This is a genomic window from Shinella sp. Sh6 (assembly GCF_055392685.1).
Genome location: NZ_AP044005.1, coordinates 2,828,267 through 2,848,022, shown reverse-complemented (window position 1 = coordinate 2,848,022; position 19,756 = coordinate 2,828,267). Strand labels below are relative to the sequence as shown.

At 66.0% G+C, this 19,756-nt stretch carries 19 protein-coding genes; 13 read left to right on the top strand and 6 right to left on the bottom strand.

All coding sequences use genetic code 11. The features are described from left to right. Window positions 1–343: 343 nt before the first annotated feature. On the bottom strand, window positions 344–1,375 hold the full coding sequence (locus tag ACZ5TO_RS13630) for a LacI family DNA-binding transcriptional regulator (RefSeq protein WP_184143869.1): 1,032 nt from the start codon (window positions 1,373–1,375) through the stop codon (window positions 344–346). A gap of 220 nt (window positions 1,376–1,595) precedes the next feature. Here ACZ5TO_RS13630 and ACZ5TO_RS13625 point away from each other — a divergent pair, with 220 nt between their 5' ends. From ACZ5TO_RS13625 to ACZ5TO_RS13600, 6 genes are all read left to right on the top strand, one after another. Continuing rightward, window positions 1,596–3,119 (top strand): sugar ABC transporter ATP-binding protein, encoded by a 1,524-nt coding sequence (locus tag ACZ5TO_RS13625; RefSeq protein ID WP_464798453.1) that lies wholly within the window; start codon window positions 1,596–1,598, stop codon window positions 3,117–3,119. Between the two features lie 46 nt (window positions 3,120–3,165). Beyond that, on the top strand, window positions 3,166–4,170 hold the full coding sequence (locus ACZ5TO_RS13620) for an ABC transporter permease (protein WP_464798452.1): 1,005 nt from the start codon (window positions 3,166–3,168) through the stop codon (window positions 4,168–4,170). Window positions 4,171–4,226: 56 nt separating this feature from the next. Then, window positions 4,227–5,177 (top strand): substrate-binding domain-containing protein, encoded by a 951-nt coding sequence (locus ACZ5TO_RS13615; RefSeq protein ID WP_184143875.1) that lies wholly within the window; start codon window positions 4,227–4,229, stop codon window positions 5,175–5,177. Window positions 5,178–5,558: 381 nt separating this feature from the next. Next, window positions 5,559–6,611, top strand: a complete 1,053-nt coding sequence (locus ACZ5TO_RS13610) for a sugar phosphate isomerase/epimerase family protein (RefSeq protein ID WP_464798451.1) — start codon at window positions 5,559–5,561, stop codon at window positions 6,609–6,611. A 135-nt stretch (window positions 6,612–6,746) separates the two neighbouring features. Next, window positions 6,747–7,931 carry a Gfo/Idh/MocA family protein gene (locus tag ACZ5TO_RS13605; protein WP_184143878.1) on the top strand — a complete coding sequence of 395 codons (1,185 nt, stop codon included), beginning with the start codon at window positions 6,747–6,749 and terminating at the stop codon, window positions 7,929–7,931. Between the two features lie 412 nt (window positions 7,932–8,343). Then, complete coding sequence (locus ACZ5TO_RS13600; RefSeq protein ID WP_464798450.1) at window positions 8,344–9,717, top strand: GH1 family beta-glucosidase; 1,374 nt, start codon at window positions 8,344–8,346, stop codon at window positions 9,715–9,717. Window positions 9,718–9,870: 153 nt separating this feature from the next. Here ACZ5TO_RS13600 and trhO read toward each other — a convergent pair whose 3' ends face one another. Beyond that, window positions 9,871–10,809 (bottom strand): oxygen-dependent tRNA uridine(34) hydroxylase TrhO, encoded by a 939-nt coding sequence (gene trhO / locus ACZ5TO_RS13595; protein WP_464798449.1) that lies wholly within the window; start codon window positions 10,807–10,809, stop codon window positions 9,871–9,873. Between the two features lie 54 nt (window positions 10,810–10,863). Next, complete coding sequence (locus tag ACZ5TO_RS13590; protein ID WP_184143884.1) at window positions 10,864–11,349, bottom strand: CYTH domain-containing protein; 486 nt, start codon at window positions 11,347–11,349, stop codon at window positions 10,864–10,866. Window positions 11,350–11,501: 152 nt separating this feature from the next. On the opposite strand from ACZ5TO_RS13590, the gene ACZ5TO_RS13585 reads away from it, so the two are divergent. The 4 genes from ACZ5TO_RS13585 to ACZ5TO_RS13570 all read left to right on the top strand — a co-directional run bounded on the left by ACZ5TO_RS13585 (window position 11,502) and on the right by ACZ5TO_RS13570 (window position 13,931). Next, the gene (locus tag ACZ5TO_RS13585) at window positions 11,502–12,140 is read left to right on the top strand and encodes a 2-dehydro-3-deoxy-phosphogluconate aldolase (protein WP_184143886.1); all 639 of its coding nucleotides are present in this window, start codon (window positions 11,502–11,504) and stop codon (window positions 12,138–12,140) included. 126 nt (window positions 12,141–12,266) lie between these two features. Further along, on the top strand, window positions 12,267–12,959 hold the full coding sequence (locus ACZ5TO_RS13580; protein WP_464798448.1) for a tellurite resistance TerB family protein: 693 nt from the start codon (window positions 12,267–12,269) through the stop codon (window positions 12,957–12,959). A gap of 70 nt (window positions 12,960–13,029) precedes the next feature. Beyond that, the gene (locus ACZ5TO_RS13575) at window positions 13,030–13,722 is read left to right on the top strand and encodes a GNAT family N-acetyltransferase (protein WP_464798447.1); all 693 of its coding nucleotides are present in this window, start codon (window positions 13,030–13,032) and stop codon (window positions 13,720–13,722) included. After that, a complete protein-coding gene (locus ACZ5TO_RS13570) occupies window positions 13,719–13,931 on the top strand; it encodes a hypothetical protein (RefSeq protein WP_464798446.1) in 213 nt (70 codons plus the stop codon). Before ACZ5TO_RS13575 ends, ACZ5TO_RS13570 begins: the two co-directional genes overlap by 4 nt. On the opposite strand, the gene ACZ5TO_RS13565 is transcribed toward ACZ5TO_RS13570, so the two are convergent. The 3 genes from ACZ5TO_RS13565 to ACZ5TO_RS13555 all read right to left on the bottom strand — a co-directional run bounded on the left by ACZ5TO_RS13565 (window position 13,928) and on the right by ACZ5TO_RS13555 (window position 16,728). Beyond that, window positions 13,928–14,926 (bottom strand): nickel/cobalt transporter, encoded by a 999-nt coding sequence (locus ACZ5TO_RS13565; protein ID WP_464798445.1) that lies wholly within the window; start codon window positions 14,924–14,926, stop codon window positions 13,928–13,930. The genes ACZ5TO_RS13570 and ACZ5TO_RS13565 overlap by 4 nt on opposite strands. A 170-nt stretch (window positions 14,927–15,096) precedes the next feature. Continuing rightward, window positions 15,097–15,738: a DUF1007 family protein gene (locus ACZ5TO_RS13560; protein WP_464798444.1), complete on the bottom strand. Its 642-nt coding sequence runs from the start codon at window positions 15,736–15,738 to the stop codon at window positions 15,097–15,099. Between the two features lie 84 nt (window positions 15,739–15,822). Beyond that, window positions 15,823–16,728 carry a LysR family transcriptional regulator gene (locus tag ACZ5TO_RS13555; protein WP_464798443.1) on the bottom strand — a complete coding sequence of 302 codons (906 nt, stop codon included), beginning with the start codon at window positions 16,726–16,728 and terminating at the stop codon, window positions 15,823–15,825. Window positions 16,729–17,311: 583 nt separating this feature from the next. On the opposite strand from ACZ5TO_RS13555, the gene odc2 reads away from it, so the two are divergent. The 3 genes from odc2 (at window position 17,312) to ACZ5TO_RS13540 (ending at window position 19,756) form a co-directional block, all read left to right on the top strand. Next, window positions 17,312–18,445 (top strand): ornithine/lysine decarboxylase, encoded by a 1,134-nt coding sequence (gene odc2 / locus ACZ5TO_RS13550; RefSeq protein ID WP_184143899.1) that lies wholly within the window; start codon window positions 17,312–17,314, stop codon window positions 18,443–18,445. Window positions 18,446–18,538: 93 nt separating this feature from the next. Then, a complete protein-coding gene (locus tag ACZ5TO_RS13545; RefSeq protein ID WP_464798442.1) occupies window positions 18,539–19,126 on the top strand; it encodes a GNAT family N-acetyltransferase in 588 nt (195 codons plus the stop codon). Between the two features lie 183 nt (window positions 19,127–19,309). After that, window positions 19,310–19,756, top strand: coding sequence for a glyoxalase superfamily protein (locus tag ACZ5TO_RS13540; RefSeq protein WP_464800394.1), 447 nt, complete (start codon window positions 19,310–19,312; stop codon window positions 19,754–19,756).

The window sequence follows — 19,756 nt, the reverse complement described above, 5'->3', positions numbered from 1 at the left end:
GCCTCACCCACTCGCCGCGCTCCCTCTTTTGCACCCACGTTGCCCCACCCACCGTCGTCATCCTCGGCCTTGAGCCGAGGATCCAGCCGCGCGTGAGGCGTGGATGCTCGGGTCAAGCCCGAGCATGACGGAGGAGAGGTTTGGCCGGGTAAGGAGGGGGCTAGGTGGGGAAAGTTGACCGGGCGAATGGGCGGCCTAGGGAAGGCTTGGCCGCGCAAGGGGAGGTGCCGTCCGGCAGACATCACTTGAGGAAAACGGTGCGTCCTGTCTCCTTCGCCCCGCTTGCGGGGAGAAGGTGGCCGGCAGGCCGGATGAGGGGCGTTCCGTCTTATTCGAACGGCGACTACCGCTTCAAAAATCGCCGCGCCGGGCCGCTTACCGAATTGCGCACGATGAGGTCCGGCGTCAGCAGGATCTCGTCGTCCGGCGGCTCAGCGCCGGAGAGGAGTTCCAGCAGCAGCGCCATGGCGGCCTTGCCGATGGCGGTGCGGGGCTGGCGGATCGTCGTCAGCGAGGGCGTCATGAAGGTCGCCTGCGGCACGTCGTCGAAGCCGGTCACGGAAAAGTCGGCGGGGATGTCGTAGCCGCGCGCGCGAAGGCCGATCATCACGCCGATGGCCGTCTGGTCGTTGACGCACATGAAGGCGCTCGGCAGCGTGTCGCGCATGAAGAGCTGTTCCAGCGCCAGCCGCCCGCTCTCGATCGTCCCGTCGCCTTCGAGGATGATGCGCTCGTGTGCCGGCACGCCGGCCGCGTCCAGCCCCGCGTCATAGCCCTGACGGCGGCGGCTGTAGGCAAGGCGCGTGCGCGAATCGCCGATGAAGGCGATCTTGCGGTGGCCCTCGGCGACGAGAAGGTCGACGGCTTTCCTCGCCCCTTCGATATCGTCGACGCCGACATAGGGAATGCCGCCGTTATAAACCGGCTCGAAGACGCCGACGCTCGGCGGCAGGCGCGCCGTCATCGACTGGTGGCCGAAGGGCAGGATGCCGGTGAAGAGGATGAGCCCCGCCGCCTGGTTGGAATTGAGGAACTTCAGGTATTCGAGCCCGCGCTGCGGGTCGTTCTGCGTATGGCCGATGAGGATGCCGTAGCCGTGCGAGCGTGCCTCGTTCTCCAGCCCCACGAGGATGTTGGAGAAGTTCGGATCGCCGATGTCGGGCGCGACGACGAGGATCATGTTCGACCGGCCGAGCCTGAGGCTCCGCGCCATCGCATTGGTCGTATAGCCGGTGATGGCGATCGCCTGGTTGACCTTCAGCCGCGTCGAGTTGGCCACCTTCTCCGGCGTGTGGATCGCCCGCGAGACGGTCGCGATCGAGACCTGCGCGATGCGCGCAACATCCTCGATCGTGGCGGGGCTGGACGTCGACAAATGGGCTCTCACTCGGCGGTGGATTCCGGCAAGAAACGAAGCGGGCAGCCTCGCCAGTCGCGCGGAAGGAACGGATGTGCGGGGACACTACACAGACTGGCCCGCGGGTCAAACGGCGCTTGGTGAAAATTCCTTATATCCCATGATGTAAACCTTTACATGATCTGTGTAAAGGTTTACATCATCTCCAAGCGGTCGAGGAGCCGCAGGGAGGAAATCCATGAATCCGCAGGCTGCCGACGGGGCTCCCGTCGTTCTCGCCGCACGCCGCATCTCCAAGTCGTTCAGCGGCGTGCAGGTGCTGTTCAGCGTCAATTTCGAGCTGCGCGCCGGCGAGATCCATGCGCTCATGGGCGAGAACGGCGCCGGCAAGTCGACGCTGGTAAAGATCCTCTCCGGCTTCGAGCAGCCGACATCGGGCGAGATCCTGCTCGACGGCCAGCCGGTGAAGCTGCCGCCGAACGGCCAGGCCGAGGCGCTCGGCATCGTCATCATCCACCAGGAATTCAACCTCGCCGAACACCTCACCGTCACCGAGAGCCTGTTCCTCGGCCGCGAGGTGACGCGCTACGGCGTGCTCGACCGCAAGTTCATGCGCGCCGAGACGCGCCGCGTGCTCGACCAGCTCGGCTCCCATGTCGACGAGATGGCGCAGATCAGCTCGCTCTCCATCGCCGACAAGCAGATGGTGGAGATCGCGAAGGCCATCAGCCGCGATGCGCGCATCATCTTCATGGACGAGCCGACCGCCGTCCTCTCCCGCGAGGAGACCAATTTCCTCTTCCGCCAGGTGCGCAAGCTCAGGGAGCAGGGAACGTCCTTCGTCTTCGTCTCGCACAAGCTGGACGAGGTGATGGAGCTCACCGACCGCGTGACGGTGCTGCGCGACGGGCAATGGGTGAAGACGGCGCCGACGAGCATTCTCGACGGCGAGTCCATCGCCCAGCTCATGGTCGGCCGCGAGCTTTCCAGCCTCTATCCCGCCAAGCAGGAGCCGAGCGTCGACGAGGAGGTGGCGCTTTCGGTCGAGGGGCTTTCGACGAACTACGTCAAGGATGCGAGTTTCGAGGTGCGCAAGGGCGAGATCCTCGGCTTTTCCGGCCTCATCGGCTCGGGCCGCACGGAGCTGATGGAAGCGGTGGCAGGGCTTCGCCCGCGTCTTTCCGGCGAGGTTTGCGTGCGCGGCGAGAGCGTGCCCTCCGGCGACGTCCATGCCGCCAACCGCGTCGGCATCGCCTATATGACCAAGGACCGCAAGCACAAGGGCCTGCTGCTGAACTCGCGCATGACGGCCAACCTCACGCTGCAATCGCTGGATAAGCACGGGCAATACGGCTACCTCAGCCCGAAGAGCGAGGCGGGCGCGCTGGAGCGGGCGCGCCGGCGCTTCGACATCCGCGTGCGCGACGGGCGGGTCGTCGCCGGCCGCATGTCGGGCGGCAACCAGCAGAAGCTGCTGCTTGCCAAGGTCATGGAGACCGAGCCCGACGTCATCATCATCGACGAGCCGACGCGCGGCATCGACGTCGGCACCAAGCAGCAGATCTACCATTTCATCTCGGCGCTCGCCCGCGACGGCAAGTCGATCGTCGTCGTCTCCTCGGAGATGCCGGAGATCATCGGCCTGTGCACGCGCGTTGCCGTCATGCGGGAAGGGCGGATCGTCGGCATCCTCGAAGGCGAGGAGATCTCCGAGCAGGAGATCATGCGCTATTCGGCGGGCCTGAAGAAGAGCGCGGCCTGAGCGGTTCGCCGGGCGCCACAACAACGAAATCATGTCGGGGACGAAGATGACGGAAGACGCAGTCGAAACGAAGCCGCGGGGCCGGAGCTGGCGGGACGTGGACCTGAGGGCCGTCGCGCCCTTCGCCGCGCTTGCGCTGCTGCTCATCGTCGGCGCGCTGGTGAACCCCAACTTCATCGGCCTCAACAACCTTGCGAACGTCGCGACGCGCAGCGCCTTCATCGCCATCATCGCGGTCGGCGCCACCTTCGTCATCTCGGCGGGCGACCTCGACCTTTCGGTCGGCTCCATGGTCGCCTTCGTCGCCTCGATCATGATCCTCTTCATGAATTCCGGGGTCATCACCGATCCGGCGCTGATGCTGGCAGCGGCCGTCGTGCTGACGGTCGTCATCGGCGCGGCCTGCGGCCTTGCCAACGGCCTCATCACCACGGTCGGCAAGATCGAGCCCTTCATCGCCACGCTCGGCACGATGGGCATCTATCGCGGGCTCACCACCTGGCTCTCGCAGGGCGGCGCGATCACGCTGCGCGAGCCGGAATTGCAGGCGCTCTACCGCCCGGCCTATTTCGGCTACATCTTCGGCGTTCCGGTGCCGATCGTCGTCATCTTCGCCGTTACCGCCGTCGCCGCCTTCATCCTCTACCGCATGCGCTACGGTCGCCATGTCGTCGCCGTCGGCTCGAACAGCGACGTCGCGCGCTATTCCGGCATCCCGGTCAATCGCGTGCGCACCATCGCCTTCGTCATCCAGGGCCTGTGCGTGGCCATCGCCGTGCTGCTCTACGTGCCGCGCCTCGGCTCCACCTCCGCCACCACCGGCATCCTGTGGGAACTGCAGGCGATCACCGCGGTCGTCGTCGGCGGCACGGCGCTGAAGGGCGGGGCAGGACGCGTCTGGGGCACCATCTGCGGCGCCTTCATCCTGGAGCTGGTCGGCAACATCATGCTGCTCTCCAACTTCATCAGCGAATACCTGATCGGTGCCATCCAGGGCGCGATCATCATCATTGCGATGCTCGTCCAGCGCTCGCTGGTGCGCAAGTCGTAAAACCGGGTAACGGGTCGCCCGGCATTCGAACCGGACCTGATATTGGGAGGAAACTCATGCGCAAGAAACTACTGGGCCTGACGGTCGCGGCCATGGCGCTCGTCGCCGGCGCCGTCCATGCGGAAGACAAGAAGGTGACGATCGGCGTGTCGATCCCGGCCGCCGACCACGGCTGGACGGCCGGCGTCGTCTACCATGCCGAACGCGTCGCCAAGATCCTGATGGACAGCAATCCGGGCCTCAACGTCATCGTCAAGACCTCGCCCGATCCGGCGAGCCAGGCGAACGCCGTGCAGGACCTCGAGACGCAGGGCATCGACGCGCTCGTCATCCTGCCGACCGACCCGGATCCGCTCGTCAACGCCATCAAGGAAGTCAAGGACAAGGGCACCTTCGTCGCGCTCGTCGACCGTGCGCCGAGCACCAACGACAATTCGGTGCGTGATCTCTACGTCGCCGGCAACAACTTCGCCCTCGGCCAGACGGCCGGCGAATACATCAAGACCACGACGCCGGATGCCGAAGTCGTCGTCATCCGCGGCATGGCGATCCCGATCGACCAGCAGCGCCAGGACGGCTTCGACAAGGGCATCGAAGGCTCCAACGTCAAGATCCTCGACCGCCAGTACGGCAACTGGAACCGCGACGACGCCTTCAAGGTCATGCAGGACTACCTGACCAAGTACCAGAAGATCGACGTCGTATGGTGCCAGGACGACGACATGGCCGTCGGCGTCCTCCAGGCCATCGAGCAGGCCGGCCGCACGGACATCCAGTATGTCATCGCCGGCGCCGGCTCAAAGGACATGATCAAGAAGGTCATGGACGGCGACAAGATGATCCCGGTCGACGTGCTCTATCCGCCGGCAATGGTGGGCACCGCGCTCGAAATGACCGCCGCCAACTTCTACGGCCAGGTCCCGGTCCGCGGCGTCTACACCATCGACGCCACGCTGGTGACGAAGGACAATGCGAAGGACTTCTACTTCCCGGATTCCCCGTTCTGATCTGAAGACGAAGCGGGCCGCCCGGGACATGACGACCCGGGCGGTTCGCTGATGAAGCCGAAAACCTCTCCTTCGTCATCCTCGGGCTTGACCCGAGGATCCATGCGCCGCCGCGAGCGTGGTGTGGATGGTCGGGTCAAGCCCGACCATGACGGAGGAGAGGGGGAACGGGCACAAGCGAAGGAGTCTGCACAGGCAAAAGACATGAGGGCTACGAGCCCGTCTTATGCCGCCCGCCGCTCCGCCGATGTGCCGACACCGAATTTCCACATTGCCCGACCGGCCAAAGGCCGGTAGCCTGCCACGCGCTGCGGTACGTACCGCAAGAACATCTCAGACCGGCCGCGCGGATGGCCGGGTCTCCATGGGAGGACGCCGAATATGAAGACGATCAAGGGCCCCGGCCTGTTTCTCGCCCAGTTCGCGGGCGACGCCGCCCCGTTCAATTCCTGGGACGCCATCACCAAATGGGCCGCCGATATCGGCTACAGGGGCGTGCAGGTCCCGACCTGGGACGCGCGCCTCATCGACCTGAAGAAGGCGGCCGAATCCAAGGCCTATTGCGAGGAGTTCGCCGGCAAGGCGCGCGAGAACGGCGTCGAGGTCACCGAGCTCTCCACTCATCTGCAGGGCCAGCTCGTCGCCGTGCATCCCGCCTATGACGAGGCCTTCGACGGTTTTGCGGCGCCGGAAGTGCGCGGCAACCCGAAGGCGCGGCAGGCCTGGGCCGTCGAGCAGGTGAAGCTCGCGCTCACCGCCTCGAAGAACCTCGGCCTTAATGCGATGGCGAGCTTTTCCGGCGCGCTCGCCTGGCCCTTCGTCTATCCCTGGCCGCAGCGCCCGGCCGGCCTCGTCGAGACGGCCTTCGACGAACTCGCGAAACGCTGGAAGCCGATCCTCGGCCATGCCGAGGACTGCGGCGTCGACGTCTGCTACGAGATCCATCCGGGCGAGGACCTGCACGACGGCATCACCTACGAGATGTTCCTGGAGCGCACCGGCAACCATGCCCGCGCCTGCATGCTCTACGACCCCTCGCACTATGTCCTGCAGTGCCTCGACTATCTCGACAATATCGACATCTACAAGGACCGCATCCGCATGTTCCATGTGAAGGATGCCGAGTTCAACCCGACGGGCCGTCAGGGCGTCTACGGCGGTTACCAGAGCTGGGTGAACCGCGCCGGCCGCTTCCGCTCGCTCGGCGACGGCCAGGTCGATTTCGGCGCCGTCTTCTCCAAGATGGCCGCCAACGACTTTGCCGGCTGGGCGGTGGTCGAGTGGGAATGCGCGCTCAAGCACCCCGAGGACGGCGCGCGCGAAGGGGCTGAATTCGTCAAGGCCCACATCATCCGCGTCACGGAAAAGGCCTTCGACGATTTTGCGGACGCGGGAACGGACCAGGCGGCCAACCGGCGCATGCTGGGGCTGTGAGAGGGTAAACCCCTCCCCACAAGGGGGAGGGGCTTAACCCACGGCGCTGCCTCGTATTTTCTCCCCCCTTGTGGGGGAGATGGCCGGCAGGCCAGAGGGGGACTTTTTCAGGAATTGAGGTCTGAGGAGAACATTATGGCAATCGAAGGAAGCGCAAGCGAGTCGCGCCAACCCCGCATCCGGCTCGGCATGGTCGGCGGCGGGTCGGGCGCCTTCATCGGCGCGGTGCACCGCATCGCCGCAAGGCTCGACGATCACTATGAGCTCGTCGCCGGCGCGCTCTCGTCCTCGCCGGAAAAGGCCGAGCAGTCGGCGCGCGAACTCGGGCTCGACCCCTCGCGCAGCTACGGCAGCTTCAAGGAGATGGCGATCCGCGAGGCGAAGCTGAAGAACGGCATCGAGGCCGTGGCGATCGTCACGCCGAACCACGTCCACTACGAGGCCGCCAGGGAATTTTTGAAGCGCGGCATCCACGTCATCTGCGACAAGCCGCTGACCTCGACGCTCGCCGACGCGCGCAAATTGAAGAAGCTCGCCGAGGAGAGCGACGCCCTCTTCGTCCTCACCCACAATTACACCGGCTATCCGATGGTCCGGCAGGCCCGCGAGATGGTCGCGAGTGGCGAGCTCGGCGCCATCCGCCTCGTGCAGATGGAATATCCGCAGGACTGGCTGACGGAGGATATCGAGAGCAGCGGCCAGAAGCAGGCCGCCTGGCGCACCGACCCCACGAAATCCGGCGCGGGCGGCTCGACGGGCGATATCGGCACCCATGCCTACAATCTCGGCTGCTTCGTCTCCGGCCTCGAGCTGGAGGAGCTTTCCGCCGATCTCGACAGCTTCGTGCCGGGCCGCCGGCTCGACGACAACGCCCATGTCATGATGCGCTTCCGTGAGAAGGACGGCGTGCGCGCCAAGGGCACGCTCTGGTGCAGCCAGGTCGCGCCCGGCCATGAGAACGGCCTCAAGGTCCGCGTTTACGGCACGAAGGGCGGCCTCGAATGGGTGCAGGCCGATCCGAACTATCTCTGGTACACGCCCTTCGGCGAGCCGAAGCGCCTCATCACGCGAAACGGCGCCGGCTCCGGCCCCGCCGCCGCCCGCGTCAGCCGCGTGCCGTCGGGCCATCCGGAAGGCTATCTCGAAGGCTTCGCCAACATCTATTCCGAAGCCGCCCGCGCCATCTACGCCAGGCGAAGCGGCACGGCGGTCGACCCTGCCGTCACCTATCCGACGGTGGACGACGGCCTCAAGGGCATGCTCTTCGTGGATGCCTGCGTGCAGTCCTCGAAGCGCAATGGGGCGTGGGTGAAGGTCTGAGGGCAGGCCGGTAAGGCGTGCCGTGAGATGTGGATCCTCGGGTCAAGCCCGAGGATGACGGCGGGGGAGGCGAGGGGCGCTCCATCCGGTGGATGCCGCGGCATGACGCACCGCCCCTCCTGCTTTCGTCATCCCGGATCACGTCCGGGCAACGGAGCGGAAACAATTGCGTCCTATTAACCGAGGCGGCACGCGCCACTGTCGCTTTTGCCGCTGCCCCTCTCTCTCTCTCTCTCTCTTCGTCATCCTCGGGCTTGACCCGAGGATCCACATCTCACGGCACGGCTCCGACGCTTCGGTGTGCGGGATGGATTTGGCATGCTTCACGATTGACTTTTCGCGAAATCGCTTTACTGCAACGTTGCAGATGCCGCCGCGCGGCGGAAAACTCCTCCCAGCATAGAGACGACCGATGATCGACCCCAAGACCCTTGCCGACCGCTTTCCCGGCGACTTCGTGTTCGGCGTGGCGACCGCCGCCTTCCAGATCGAGGGGGCTGCGAAGATGGACGGGCGCAAGCCGTCGATCTGGGATGCCTTTTCCAACATGCCGGGCCGGGTCTTCGGCCGGCAAAACGGCGATATCGCCTGCGACCACTACAACCGGCTGGAGGAGGACCTCGACCTCATCGCCTCGCTCGGCGTCGAAGCCTACCGCTTCTCCATCGCCTGGCCGCGCATCGTCCCGGAGGGAACGGGGCCGGTGAACGAGAAGGGGCTGGATTTCTACGACCGGCTCGTCGACGGCCTGAAGGCGCGCGGCATCAAGGCGTTCGCCACGCTCTACCATTGGGACCTGCCGCTGATGCTGGCGGGCGACGGCGGCTGGACGGCGCGCCAGACGGCCTATGCCTTCCAGCGCTATGCCCGCACGGTCATCGCCCGGCTCGGCGACCGGCTGGATGCGGTGGCGACCCTCAACGAGCCGTGGTGCTCCGTCTGGCTCAGCCATCTCTACGGCATCCACGCGCCGGGCGAGCGCAACATGGATGCCGCGCTCCATGCGCTCCACTTCACCAATCTCGCGCACGGCCTCGGCGTTGCGGCCATCCGCGCCGAGCGGCCGGAGCTTCCTGTCGGCCTCGTGCTGAACGCCCATTCGATCTATCCGGGCAGCGACAGCGCGGCCGACCGGGAGGCCGCCGACCGCGCCTTCGATTTCCATAACGGCGTCTTCTTCGGCCCGGTCTTCAAGGGCGAATATCCGGAACGCTTCCTCGCCGCCCTCGGCGACCGCATGCCGGAGATCGAGCCCGGCGACATGGAGACGATTTCCCAGCCGCTCGACTGGTGGGGCCTCAACTACTATACGCCGATGCGCGTCGCGAACGATCCGGCCGAAGGGGCGGCGTTCCCGGCGACCGTGCCCGCCCCGCCCGTCGCGGATATCAAGACGGATATCGGCTGGGAGGTCTTCGCGCCGGCCCTCGGCGATCTCATCCGCAAGCTCAACGCGGATTACCGGCTGCCCGATTGCTACATCACGGAGAACGGCGCCTGCTACAATATGGGCGTGGAGAACGGCACGGTCGATGACCAGCCCCGCCTCGACTACATCGCCGAGCACCTTGCCGTCACCGCCGACCTCATCGCCGAGGGCTACCCGATGCGCGGCTACTTCGCCTGGAGCCTGATGGACAATTTCGAATGGGCGGAAGGCTACCGCATGCGCTTCGGCATCGTGCATGTCGACTACGACACGCAGGTGCGCACGGTGAAGAAGAGTGGGAAATGGTACGCGGCGCTTGCGGGAGAGTTTCCCAAGGGGAACCACCGGGCGGGGTGAGCGCTTGCCCCTCACCCTAACCCTCTCCCCGTAAACGGGGAGAGGGGACGTGCCCTGCAAACGGTTGTCGATCGAGGTAAGCGGCGCGGCATATTCCCTTCGCCCCGCTTGCGGGGAGAAGGTGCCGGCAGGCGGATGAGGGGCTTTTCGCAGCTACTTCCCCAGATGCCGCTCGCCGCGCTTCCGCGCGAGGTCCATCTGCTTCTGCCGCTGGCGGAAGCGCAGGCGGTCTTCCTCGCTGCGGGTGGCGTGGCAATGGGGGCAGGAGACGCCGGCTTCGAAGAGGGGGGAGGCGATCTCCTCGGCCGTCAGCGGATGGCGGCAGGCGCGGCAGAGCTCGTGCTCGCCTTCGGCAAGGCCATGGGTGACGGAGACGCGCTCGTCGAAGACGAAGCAGGCGCCCTCCCACAGGCTCTCTTCCGCCGGCACTTCCTCCAGATATTTCAGGATGCCGCCCTTGAGGTGGTAGACCTCCTCGAAGCCCTCTTCCTTCATGAAGGCGGTGGCCTTCTCGCAGCGGATGCCGCCGGTGCAGTACATGGCGATCTTCGGCTTGTTGTGCAGGCCCGCATTGTTCCGCACCCAGTCGGGAAACTCGCGGAAGGTCTTGGTGTTCGGGTCGACCGCGCCCTTGAACATGCCGATCGCCGTCTCGTAGTCGTTGCGCGTGTCGATGACGATGGTGTCGGGGTCGGAGATCAGCGCGTTCCAGTCCTGCGGCGCCACATAGGTGCCGACGGAGCGGTTGGGGTCGATGTCCTCGACGCCCATGGTGACGATCTCCTTCTTCAGCCGCACCTTCATGCGCAGGAAGGGCATTTCGGCGGCATGGCTCTCCTTGTGCTCCAGCGCGGCAAATTCCGGCTGGCGGCGCAGGAAGGAAAGCACGGCGCGCACGCCCTCCGGCGGACCGGCGACGGTGCCGTTGATGCCCTCGTGGGCAAGCAGCAGCGTGCCGCGCACGTCGTTCTCCTCGCAGAGCGCCTGCAAGGGCGCGCGCAGCGCCGCGAAATGCGGAACCGGGACGAAATGATAGAGCGCGGCGACGAGGAAGCCGCCGTCCCCGGCATGCGAAAGGATCTCGTTTGTCATGGCCGTCCCATACAGCCTTGCCGCTTTTCAGGCAATGCGGCGCGGCGTAGCGCCTCAGGTGAGCTGGTGCAGGCTTTCGCCGGTGCTGGCGCCGAGCGCCATCGACTGGTTGGAGTAGCGGCTTTCGCCCGTCACCTCCCGGCCCACCCAGTTCGGCAGCGCCGGCTCGTCGTGGATGGAGGAAAGCTCCACCTCGGCGATCACCAGGCCCCGGTGCACGCCGCCATAGACGTCGACCTCCCAGACATGCCCCTCATAGGGCACCCGGTAGCGCACCTTCTCGATGACGTTGCCGATGGCGTGGCGCAGCATGTCTTCCGCCTCGTCGCGGTCGACGTCGAATTCGTATTCGTCGCGCACGAGCATGGTATGGCCGACCTTGAGGGTGAGGCGCGCCCGCCCGTCGCCGTAGAGGCGGACCCGGAGGGAACGGTCGTCCTGGGCGACGATGTAAGCCTGTCTTATGGCGATGCCTTCGTCTGCGAAGGTGCGCCAGCGCTGGCCCGACACCAGGAACTTCCGCTCGATCTCTTTCGCCATAGGCTCGCTTTCGCGGTTGGAGAGGGGCTTGGGCGGGGGAAGACTACACGATAAGTGTGTCATGACAAGGCCGCAAATCGTGCTTTAGGCTCGACAGGGCGCGGCGGACACGCTATGCCGGGCTCAATTCAATCGTTTTAAAAGGTGGTGCCATGCGCGAGAAAAACGCCAAGCTCCTTTCCGTCCTGAAGCTGCAGCCGGTGGTGCCGGTGCTGGTCATCGACGACGTCAAGACGGCCGTGCCGCTGGCGCGCGCGCTGGTGGCCGGCGGCCTCAAGGCCATCGAGATCACGCTGCGCACGACCGCGGCGCTGGAGGCGATCCGCGCCGTTGCCAACGAGGTCGAGGGCGCCGTCGCCGGTGCCGGCACGATCCTCAACGCCGCGCAGTTCGAGGCGGCCGTGGAGGCCGGTTCGCAGTTCATCGTCAGCCCCGGCACGACGCAGGAGCTGATCGATGCCGCCGCCGGTTCCGAAATCCCGCTCCTGCCGGGTGCGGCGACGGCCAGCGAGGTCATGGGCCTTCGCGAGGAAGGCTACGAGGTGCTGAAGTTCTTCCCGGCCGAGCAGGCCGGCGGTGCGGCCTATCTCAAGTCGCTCTCCTCGCCGCTTGCCGGCACGCTGTTTTGCCCGACGGGCGGCATCTCGCTCAAGAACGCCAACGACTACCTCTCGCTGCCCAACGTCGTGTGCGTCGGCGGCTCGTGGGTCGCGCCGAAGGAACTTGTTGCAAAGGGCGACTGGGCGGGCATCGAGAAGCTCGCCGCGGAAGCGGCCGCGCTCAAGGCCTGAGACGGGTTCTAAAGGATTTGCGGATGGGCGGCTTCCGGCCGCCCATTCGTGTTTGTAATTGGCGGCGCGCCTTCCTATCTTGCCTTGCAGTCGGCCCTTGCCGAGACGGGAGAAACGGAGACGCCCATGTTTGACGCCAAGTCGTTGCTTGACCAGTTCCTCGGTTCGCAGGTGCCCGGTGCGGGCGGCACGGTGCGCGAGCGCGCCGGCCAGGTCACCCAGCTCGCCAAGGACAATCCGCTGGCCACCATCGCCATTGCCGGCGTGCTGCTCGGCACGGATGGCGGGCGCAAGGTCGCGGGCTCGGCGCTGAAGCTCGGCAGCCTCGCCGCCATCGCCGGCCTCGGCTACCAGGCCTACAAGAACTACCGCACCGGCCAGAGCCCGGCCGAAAGCGCTGAGGCCGGCACGCCCGAGCTCCTGCCGCCGCCGGCCGATTCCGGCTTCCATCCCGAAGCCGTCAGCACGGATTTCGCCCTCATCCTTGTGCGCGCCATGATCGCCGCCTCGCGCGCCGACGGCCATATCGACGATGCCGAGCGCGCCCGCATCATGGACAAGCTGAAGGTTTCCGGCCTTGGCGCGGACGCCGCGCAGTTCCTCGAAAACGAGCTTGCCAACCCGGTCGACCTCGACGCCATCGTTGCGGCGGCGGCGACCGAGGAGCAGCGCGTCGAGCTCTACACCGCCTCGCGCCTCGCCATCGAGCCGGAGACGCGGGCCGAGCGCGGCTATCTCGACCTTCTCGCCGGTCGCCTCGGCCTTGCCGATGCGCTGGTCGACCATATCGAGGCGACGGTTTCGGCCGCCAAGGCCTGATCCCCGCTTTCCGCATTGCGCCGGCCGTCCGGCTGTTCTATCCCTTCGCCAGACCGAAGGAGGATTTTCCATGCGCGATCTCAAGGATTGGAAGGGCTGCCCGCCGCCGGCGCCCGTGACGCTCGAAGGGCGCACCGTGCGCCTCGAGCCCTATGATCGCGCGCGCCATCTCGAAGCCCTCTGGGAGGCCTTCGGCGGCATGGAGATCAATCCGCTGCTCCTCTATTTCACGCAGGCCGATTTCGCCGGCATCGAGGATTTCGACGCCTGGTCCGAAAAGGCGATCAAGGGCGGCTGGGTGCGCGAGGTCATTGTCGACAAGGCGAGCGGCAAGCCGGTCGGCATGGCGCATTACATGCGGCCCGACCCGGCGAACGGCGTGGTCGAGATCGGCGGCGTCGCCCATGGCGCCGGCATGGCCCGCTCGCCGATGTCCACCGAGGCGCACTATCTTCTCGCAAGGCACGCCTTCGAGGACCTCGGCTACCGCCGCTACGAGTGGAAGTGCCACAACGACAACGAGGCGAGCAAGCGCACCGCCGCACGGCTCGGCTTCACCTTCGAGGGCGTCTTCCGCCAGCACATGCTGTCCAAGGGCGAGAACCGCGATACGGCCTGGTTCTCCATCATCGACGGCGAATGGCCGGTGCTGGCGAAAGCCTTCGACGCCTGGCTGTCGCCGGAGAATTTCGGCGCGGACGGCCGGCAGAAGCGGAAGCTGGAAGATATCCGCGCCGATATCGCCAAGGCGGGCGTGGCGTGAGCGGGGCATCGGAGCGCAAGGCGCAGGCGCTGGCCGCGCTGCTCATCCTCTTCGGCACGGGGCTCGCGTTCTATTTCCTGCCGAAGATCATGATCGCGCTCGGCGCCGTCTCGCCGTGGCTGGCAGGCGCGTTCGGCGCGCTCCTTGTCGCCGGCTTCTTCCTCATCTTCTGGCTGCGGGCGCGCTACCAGCGGCGGCGCGGAAACTAGGCCTGAAGCGAAGCGCCGAGCAACAGCAGGCCCATCACCATGACCAGGAGCGCGCCGCCGATCTCGATGGCGGTGCCGATGCGCGCGCCAAGCGTGCCGTTGCCGGCAAAGCGCATGGCCGCGCCCTTGGCCGTGACGGCGAGGGTGGCGAGGATCGAGACGGTGATGGCCGTGCCGATCGACATGGCGAGCACCGCGATGACCCCGCCGAGATAGAGGCCGTTGAGCAGGGCGAAGCTGAGGACGATCAGCGCGCCCGAGCAGGGCCGAAGCCCCACGGCGATAATGGCCGACCATGCCTCGCGCAGCGCGAAGCGCTCGCCCTTCAGGAGCGACGGGTCCGGCGCATGGGCGTGGCCGCAGGTCGAGCAGACCTCTCCGGCATGATGGTGGTGGTGATGATGCCCGTGGTCGTGCGTGCCGTGAACCTCCACCGCCTGCGCGCCGATTGCCGGGACGCGGCGGGCGGGCGCGAGCTTGCGGATGAGCAGCCAGGCGCCGAAGAGGGCGATGAGGGCGTAGCTTCCCGTTTCGAGCGCCCGGGTGGCGTCGGTCATGGAGACGGTCGTGCCGCGCAGGAACAGATAGGCCGCGCCGACGAGGAGGATCGCGACGATGCCCTGCAGGATCGCCGAGAGGAAGGAGAGGAGGACGCCGCGCTTCAGCTCCACCTCGTTCGCCAGCATGTAGGACGAGATGACCGCCTTGCCGTGGCCGGGGCCGGCGGCATGAAAGATACCGTAGGCGAAGGAAAGGCCGACGAGCGTTCCTGCCGCCCACGGCGTTTCCCGCATCTCTTTCAATGCGCCCGTCATCAGCCGGTAGAAGCCCACCTGCTGCGCGTTGATCCAGGCGAAGAGGCCGCCGAACATGCCCGTCGTGTTGAAGCCCGGCTCGGCCGAGCCGATGCCGAGCGGGGATGCGGCATGGGCGAGGGGGGCGGCGAGGGTGAGGGCGAAAAGGAGGAGGAGGGCGAGGTGGCGGGTGTGACTCACCCCCCTCTGCCCTGCCGGGCATCTCCCCCTCAAGGGGGGAGATTGGATGGAGCGGCGTTTCGCCCATCGTTGACGTAGCAGTTTGAGCAAAGGGCATGCGTCTTGCCGATCTCCCCCCTTGAGGGGGAGATGCCCGGCAGGGCAGAGGGGGGTAGCGCTACGCCCGCCGCTCAGCATGTGACCTCCAGCCGGGTGGCGAAGAGTTTCGACATGTCGGTGCCGGTGGGGTCGTTGAAGAAGGCGTCGGTGAGGCTCGACTGGTTTTCCGAAAGCACCTCGTCGGGGTCCGGCCGCACGACGGCGCTCTTGCAGGCGGCGAACTTGTCGCCGACGGTCACGAGGTCGCCGTCCGAAGGGAAATCCATCGAGGCGTACATGGTGGGGTCGTAGACGCCGAAGGTGAGCTTGCCCTTGAGCGGCATGATCTCGTCCGGCTTGACGGCGAAGAACATCAGGAGCTGGCCGTCCTTGTAGTCGACGTTGATGACGTCGGGTTTCCTGACCTTCACCGTCCGGCCGTCCTCGGTGATGGTCGTGTAGTAGCTGAACTCCTCCAGCGAATCGAGGACGGTCTTGCCGACCTCGGCAAGCTCGTCCGGGTCGAGCTCGGCATTGCTGTTCTTGTCGAAATCCATGACGACGCTGGCCGAGAACATCTCGTCGAAGCGCCAGACGTTGCGCAGCTCCGTAATTGTCCCGTCCTCGCCCGCCACCACCTCCAGCCGCGCCTCGGCGAAGATGTGCGGATGGGCGAGCGCGGCGGCGGGCGCGGCAAGGGCCGCACCGGCGATGAGAAGGGGGAGGAATCGCATCGGGTCTCGGGCCTCTCGCGCATGCTTTGCGAAATGGAGAATCGTCCGGTTCATTGAAGCGGAAATGGGTCGGAATTGGGACCCCTAGGATTCGATGCCCGGATTGCGGCGGAACCAGCCGTGCAGGAAATCCACGAATGTGCGCACCTTTGCCGGCAGGTAGCGGCGGTGCGGATAGATCGCATAGATGCCGCGGTCGGTCGGAAGATAGTCTTCGAGGACGGAGACGATGCGGCCCGATTCGAGGCAGGAGCGGGCGATGAAGGCCGGGACCTGCGCGACGCCGAGGCCGCTTGCCGCCGCGCGCACGGCGGCTGTCGGGCTGTTCACCTCGATATGGCCGCTTACCGGAACGGAAAAGCCCGCGCCCTTCTCGTCGACGAAGCGCCAGTTGCTGTGCGATTTGCCGTTCGTGTCGATGATGCAGGGCAGGCGGGCAAGGTCGCCCGGATGCTCGATGGGACCGACCCGTTCGAGGAAATCGGCGCTGACGCAGATCTTCAGGTAGAAATCGCCGAGCTTGCGGGCGATGAGGGCCGAATCCTCCAGCCGCGTGATGCGGATGGCGACGTCGAAGCCTTCCTCCACCAGATCGACGAAGCGGTCGTCGGAGACGATCTCCAGCGAAAGCTCGGGGTGCTCCCGGCCGAAATCGATCAGCGACTGGCCGATATCGGCATCCACGAAGGTGCGGGGCGCCGAGACCTTCAGCTTGCCGCGCAGGTCCGTGTTCTTCTCGCGCACCAGATCGGCGAGGTTGTCGATCTCCTTCAGGATGTCGGAGGCGGTGCGGTAATAGGTATGGCCGGCTTCGGTCATCGAGAACTGGCGGGTGGTGCGGTTGAGCAGCAGCGTGCCGAGCTCGTCCTCCAGTTCGCGCACATATTTGGAAAGCAGCGCCTTGGAGCGGCCGGTCTTGCGCGAGGCGGCGGAAAAGCCCTCGGCATCGACCACGTCGATGAAGGCCCGGATCCGGGTCAATGTATCCATGTGTCCCCACTTGAATGGTGCGCCGGGTGTCTTGCGTTCCGGCCTGCGTCAGGCGCGGCCCCGGTGCATAAGAAATGTGTCAAAAACCAGTTTCGCGAATGTCGTGGCTCGGGGAATATTTTCAATAGGCAAGTTCAAAAAACCTCTTGATTACGACAGCGATTCTCCTTATCTCCGCGCTTGCCCAAAGTCGCACGTGCCTGTGGGTGTCCGCCGACCCTCGATTTGGTGAGGATCATCGGTAAGGTACCTGGACCTAACCGCTCCAGTCGCACTTCCGGCCAACCGGACATGCGAGGACATCTTGAAGCAACGACGGTGCGGGCCTTTCTGGTGTCTGCCGGCTTTCCATCAGCCGGGGTTACTGAAGAGGCACACCTTCATTGCCGGACGTGCGGTCGGGTTCTCCCACCAATCCATGGCAGACAAAGCGAATTGAAGCCTAGGCGGGCTTCGGTTCACCGTTCGCGCTTATGCGCATGCTTGGTTCCGGGGTCTCCACCGGCTGGTTCCAACGCGTTGCCGCATCTGCCCTTTGTCCTCCGGGTTTTCCCGGAGAAAGCTGGATATGGGGAATACCGAGATGGCTTCTGCACGTATTATCGACTTCCTGAACACCCGACGTCCCGACGGTCCTTGCCTCGTGGTCGACCTCGATGTCGTGCGCGACAACTTCAAGGCCTTCCGCCACGCGCTGCCCGACAGCGCGATCTACTATGCCGTGAAGGCCAACCCGGCGCCGGAAATCCTGCGCCTTCTCGCCAGCATGGGCTCCAACTTCGATTGCGCGTCCGTCGCCGAGATCGAAATGGCGCTCGACGCCGGCGCGACCGCTTCGCGCATCTCCTTCGGCAACACGATCAAGAAGGAACGCGACGTCGCCAAGGCCCATGCGCTCGGCGTCTCGCTCTTTGCCGTCGACAGCCACGAGGAAGTCGAGAAGATCGCGCGTGCCGCCCCCGGTGCCCGCGTGTTCTGCCGCGTGCTGACGGACGGCGAGGGCGCCGAATGGCCGCTGTCGCGCAAGTTCGGCTGCGTGCCGCAGATGGCCGTCGACGTGCTCGTCTACGCCCACCAGCTCGGCCTTGCCTCCTACGGCGTCTCGTTCCATGTCGGCTCGCAGATGACGAAGCTCGACGCTTGGGATTCGGCGCTCGCCGATGCCAAGCGCGTCTTCGTGCAGCTTGCCAAGCAGGGCATCGAGCTGAAGATGGTCAACATGGGCGGCGGCTTCCCGACGAAGTACCTGCGCGACGTGCCGTCGGCGGAAGCCTACGGGCAGGCGATCTTCGGCGCGCTGAAGAAGCACTTCGGCAACCAGATCCCGGAAACCATCATCGAGCCGGGCCGCGGCATGGTCGGCAATGCGGGCGTGATCAAGGCGGAAGTCGTCCTCGTCTCGAAGAAGTCGGACAACGACAACCACCGCTGGGTCTTCCTCGACATCGGCAAGTTCGGCGGCCTCGCCGAGACGATGGACGAGGCGATCCGCTACCCGATCCGCACGCAGCGCGACCGGGACGCGATGGAGCCCTGCGTGCTCGCCGGCCCGACCTGCGATTCGGCCGACGTGATGTACGAGAAGAACATGTACCCGCTGCCGGTCTCCCTGACGATCGGCGACGAGGTGCTGATCGAGGGCACCGGCGCCTATACGACGACCTATTCGGCCGTCGCCTTCAACGGCTTCGAGCCGCTGAAGGCCTACGTCATCTGACCACCCGGCGCTCCCGTCCCTGCGGGAGCGCCGGTCCTTCACAATCAGTCCCAGATACCGTTTGAATCGGTTTTGAGTGCGGGAGGCCCGGAGATGGCCGCTGTTCTTGATTCTGTCCGCGCGTTCTTCGCGCATGCCGCCTTCAGCATCGACCGGGAAAACGCCGGCGACGTCGTCGCGCGCGAGCGTCTGCTCGACCGCGTGATGGGCGAGGCGCGCTTCCGCAAATCCTCGGAAAAGCTGCGCCGCGGCCGCCTGCCGGCCGAAGGGCTGGCGCTCGTCGCGCGCGATGCGGACGGCCATGTCATCGGCACGGTGCGGCTGTGGAATGTCGAGGCGGGCGTCGACGCGGACGGCAATCCCGTTCCGGCGCTGCTGCTCGGGCCCCTCGCCGTCGATTGCGCGCACGAGGGCAAGGGCATCGGCGGGGCGCTGATGCGCGCGGCGATCACCGAGGCGCGGGGCCGCGGCCATGGCGCGGTGCTGCTCGTCGGCGATCCGGAATATTACGAGCGCTTCGGCTTTTTCGCCGACAAGGCGCGGCATCTCGTCATGCCCGGCCCCTTCGAGCGCCGCCGCTTCCTGGCGCTGGAGCTGAAGGACGGCTGGCTCGACGGCGCGGCGGGCATTCTCGTGGCAAGCGGCACCCGGCTGGCGGGCGAGCAGCGCAGGGCGGCGTGACGGTTTGACTTGCCGGCGCGCTTGCGCTATCAGGCCGGCAGGGTGAGAGCCCCTGCCGTCCGCAAGCCCCTGGCTTTGGTGAAGTCTCTCTTCGATACGATCGGTCTTCCAGCATCCAGCATGCGAACCGGCGGCAATGCGGGCCCCCTCCGAAACGACGCATGCCCCGACTGGAGAAGCGCCATGCGTCCATCCTCGACGCCACTACCATCCCTCGACGCCCTGAAAGACCAGGCAAAGCGGCTGCGCGCGCGCTTTTCCGGCGAAGGACAGGGCATTTCCCATTCCCGTGCGCTGGAGCTCATCGCCGCGCAATACGGTTATCGCGACTGGAACACGCTGCATGCGGCCGTCGGCAACCGGCCGCCGTTCAATCCGTGGATGCTCGGCGCGCGCGTGCGCGGGCATTATCTCGGCCAGCCCTTCGACGCCGAGGTGCTCGGCGTGCAGGCGATGTCGAGCCAGCCCGGCCGCTACCGCATGACGCTGCATTTCGACGAGCCGGTGGACGTGGTGACCTTCGACAGCTTCTCCGCCTTCCGCCAGCGCATCAATTGCACCGTGGACGAGACGGGGCGGACGGTGGAGAAGACCTCCAACGGCCGGCCGCATCTCGAACTGGAGTGGTGA

Bases quoted from the DNA above. Each gene is read 5' to 3' on its own strand.
- ACZ5TO_RS13625 (WP_464798453.1), top strand. From the start codon at position 1,596: ATGAATCCGCAGGCTGCCGACGGGGCTCCCGTCGTTCTCGCCGCACGC.
- ACZ5TO_RS13620 (WP_464798452.1), top strand. From the start codon at position 3,166: ATGACGGAAGACGCAGTCGAAACGAAGCCGCGGGGCCGGAGCTGGCGG.
- ACZ5TO_RS13615 (WP_184143875.1), top strand. From the start codon at position 4,227: ATGCGCAAGAAACTACTGGGCCTGACGGTCGCGGCCATGGCGCTCGTC.
- ACZ5TO_RS13610 (WP_464798451.1), top strand. From the start codon at position 5,559: ATGAAGACGATCAAGGGCCCCGGCCTGTTTCTCGCCCAGTTCGCGGGC.
- ACZ5TO_RS13605 (WP_184143878.1), top strand. From the start codon at position 6,747: ATGGCAATCGAAGGAAGCGCAAGCGAGTCGCGCCAACCCCGCATCCGG.
- ACZ5TO_RS13600 (WP_464798450.1), top strand. From the start codon at position 8,344: ATGATCGACCCCAAGACCCTTGCCGACCGCTTTCCCGGCGACTTCGTG.
- trhO (WP_464798449.1), bottom strand. From the start codon at position 10,809: ATGACAAACGAGATCCTTTCGCATGCCGGGGACGGCGGCTTCCTCGTC.
- ACZ5TO_RS13590 (WP_184143884.1), bottom strand. From the start codon at position 11,349: ATGGCGAAAGAGATCGAGCGGAAGTTCCTGGTGTCGGGCCAGCGCTGG.
- ACZ5TO_RS13585 (WP_184143886.1), top strand. From the start codon at position 11,502: ATGCGCGAGAAAAACGCCAAGCTCCTTTCCGTCCTGAAGCTGCAGCCG.
- ACZ5TO_RS13580 (WP_464798448.1), top strand. From the start codon at position 12,267: ATGTTTGACGCCAAGTCGTTGCTTGACCAGTTCCTCGGTTCGCAGGTG.
- ACZ5TO_RS13575 (WP_464798447.1), top strand. From the start codon at position 13,030: ATGCGCGATCTCAAGGATTGGAAGGGCTGCCCGCCGCCGGCGCCCGTG.
- ACZ5TO_RS13560 (WP_464798444.1), bottom strand. From the start codon at position 15,738: ATGCGATTCCTCCCCCTTCTCATCGCCGGTGCGGCCCTTGCCGCGCCC.
- ACZ5TO_RS13555 (WP_464798443.1), bottom strand. From the start codon at position 16,728: ATGGATACATTGACCCGGATCCGGGCCTTCATCGACGTGGTCGATGCC.
- odc2 (WP_184143899.1), top strand. From the start codon at position 17,312: ATGGCTTCTGCACGTATTATCGACTTCCTGAACACCCGACGTCCCGAC.
- ACZ5TO_RS13545 (WP_464798442.1), top strand. From the start codon at position 18,539: ATGGCCGCTGTTCTTGATTCTGTCCGCGCGTTCTTCGCGCATGCCGCC.
- ACZ5TO_RS13540 (WP_464800394.1), top strand. From the start codon at position 19,310: ATGCGTCCATCCTCGACGCCACTACCATCCCTCGACGCCCTGAAAGAC.